Genomic DNA, 2,157 nt, shown 5'->3' with positions numbered 1-2,157 from the left:
ACGTTGGTACGCTCACTCTCAGAATGTTGCGCGCTGATCGCCCCTTATACGGCAGTGACCACCAGCGGAACGATCATTCTTGCTGAGAGCCTCGGCCTCCCGGTGATTCGCCTCGACTTCCTACCGGAGGCGGCCGGCGAATCTCAGCCCCTCGAGCAAGGCATAGAAAAGATGGCCCGCCAAATCGATGGCGACGAGATCTCCGTTGACGCTGCGCCTCCACGTGCGTTGGAGGATTGGTTCGACGAAGTCCAGAGCGAGTGGATGCGCGCAATTGAGGAGATCCAATGACGACCCCACAACTTACTATCGTGATGGCAACCTATAATGCAGCGAGCGTGGTCGAGAGAACGATTTCCTCCATCGCCGCCCAACAAGCGTTTGATCCTACCAATATCGAACTTATACTCATGGATGGGAATTCGACCGACGAGACGGTGCATCTAGCCAGGTCATACGAGATCTTCCATGAGATCGTTTCCGAGCCAGATGCGGGTGTCTACGACGCCATGAACAATGGTGCAGAGCGGGCATCGGGACGCTGGATTCAATTTCTCAACGCGGGAGATACCTTTGCGGATGACAGCTCACTGACAAAGATTCTGGGGGCGCTGGATGACGCCGAGAAGGCTGGGCAAAAATGGCTAGTGGCTGGTGCCAGAAACTTGTCAGCAGGCGGCGCGGTCATAAGAAGTATCCCGCACGACTGGTTGAAGCACGCTTTAGGCATCCAGCCACATTGTCATCAATCGACCCTTTTTGACCGGCAAGCTCTCATCGGCATGGGGTCTCACTCGTTGGCGTTTGGAACCGCTGGCGACTTCGACGTAGTACTACGTTTTGGGTTTGCGGCCGGTGCCCCCGCGCAATTGAGTGCGATCGTTATCAATTACGAAGGCGGCGGAATGTCAGATGTTGGACCACGGGAGACTGCGAAGTTGCTCGGGAGTGTCCGCCGCTACCGTCTTGACCTGCGTGGTGCACTCGGAGGAGCTGACCGAGGCGTTGCGTGGATGGTAGGCAGCGTGAACKCCGCTCGGGTGCGCCTAGGCAGGATCCGGGGTAAGCGAGGCCATGCGCGTCGCCGTTCGGCGGCGATTCGCTAATGAACGTGCTTGTTGCGACGTTTCGCCCGATTGTGMGAGATGTTGTGTTCGGAGTAGTGAACAGTCGAGTATTTCCCCGAGCGCTCCGTTCGCGGGCATGGGGAGCATTGGGGCTCAAGGTTGACCCCTCCGCACTTATTAACCCTGGCGCCTTCATCGGCGCGTGGCGCGGGCTCGAAGTGGGTGCCAACACCTTCATCAACTACGGTTGCTTCTTCGATCTCGGGGCTACAACAAAAATTGGTGATCGGTGCGACATCGGCTATAACGTGATGTTTGTCACGAGTTCGCACAGAGTCGGCCCGAGCAGCCGACGCGCTGGTCAAGCATCTTCAGCGCCAATTCGCGTTGGCGAGGGAGTTTGGATCGGCGCCCGAGCAGTTCTCCTACMTGGAACCACCGTCGGCGATGGGTGTGTAATCGCCGCAGGCTCGGTAGTGGTCAGGGACTGCGATCCCAATGGACTTTATGCTGGCGCGCCAGCGGTGCGGGTGAGAGAACTCGGTTCATAGCATCAGCGCTGCACTTTCGGTTTAGTGCAGCACTCCCGGAGAGCAGGTTAGGCGCGAACTGACAGAAGGCATCCCGTGGAGCTATGGGGAAGCACTCTCGGTCCCAGAGCCCATTTCCCGGGTCCTGACCTCACCACCACCACGCTTTCTGTCTCGCCGTCGCGAGTCGGTAGTCTTTCGGCGAACGATCACGGATTCGCTTGGCGGGCACTCCGCCATACAGTCCGTATGGCGGAAGATCCCTCGTGACGACAGCGCCTGCCGCGACGACCGCACCTTCGCCGATCGTAACGCCAGGAAGGATCGTCACTCTCGTGCTGATCCACGAGTGATCCCCGAGCACGACGGGGGATGCTTCGAAAGCGAAGGCAGGATCATCCCAGCCATGCTGAGCGGTCCATATATGTACCCCGGTTGACAGATTGACGTCGGAGCCGATTTTGAGGCCGCCACGGGCGTCAAGTATTGCGCCATCCCCGATGCTGGATCGGGATCCCACCTCAAGTCCGCGAGCGTGGCGTATTTGGAAGCCGTGATAG

At 58.7% G+C, this 2,157-nt stretch carries 4 protein-coding genes; 3 read left to right on the top strand and 1 reads right to left on the bottom strand.

Annotated elements, in window-relative coordinates; translation table 11 throughout:
• From AC1DP3_RS18195 to AC1DP3_RS18185, 3 genes are all read left to right on the top strand, one after another.
• A partial coding sequence (locus AC1DP3_RS18195) for a hypothetical protein (RefSeq protein WP_477295761.1) occupies positions 1-291 on the top strand: 291 nt, incomplete at its 5' end.
• A complete protein-coding gene (locus AC1DP3_RS18190) occupies positions 288-1,106 on the top strand; it encodes a glycosyltransferase (RefSeq protein ID WP_477295759.1) in 819 nt (272 codons plus the stop codon). The genes AC1DP3_RS18195 and AC1DP3_RS18190, both read left to right, overlap by 4 nt.
• The gene (locus AC1DP3_RS18185; RefSeq protein WP_477295758.1) at positions 1,106-1,618 is read left to right on the top strand and encodes an acyltransferase; all 513 of its coding nucleotides are present in this window, start codon (positions 1,106-1,108) and stop codon (positions 1,616-1,618) included. Before AC1DP3_RS18190 ends, AC1DP3_RS18185 begins: the two co-directional genes overlap by 1 nt.
• 130 nt (positions 1,619-1,748) lie before the next feature.
• Here AC1DP3_RS18185 and AC1DP3_RS18180 read toward each other — a convergent pair.
• On the bottom strand, positions 1,749-2,157 hold a 409-nt coding region (locus AC1DP3_RS18180; RefSeq protein ID WP_477295756.1), incomplete at its 5' end, for an acyltransferase.

Source organism: Microbacterium sp. P5_B6 (genome assembly GCF_056400345.1).
Note: the sequence above shows the minus strand (reverse complement) of the source record. Positions and strands in the feature narration are given on the sequence as shown.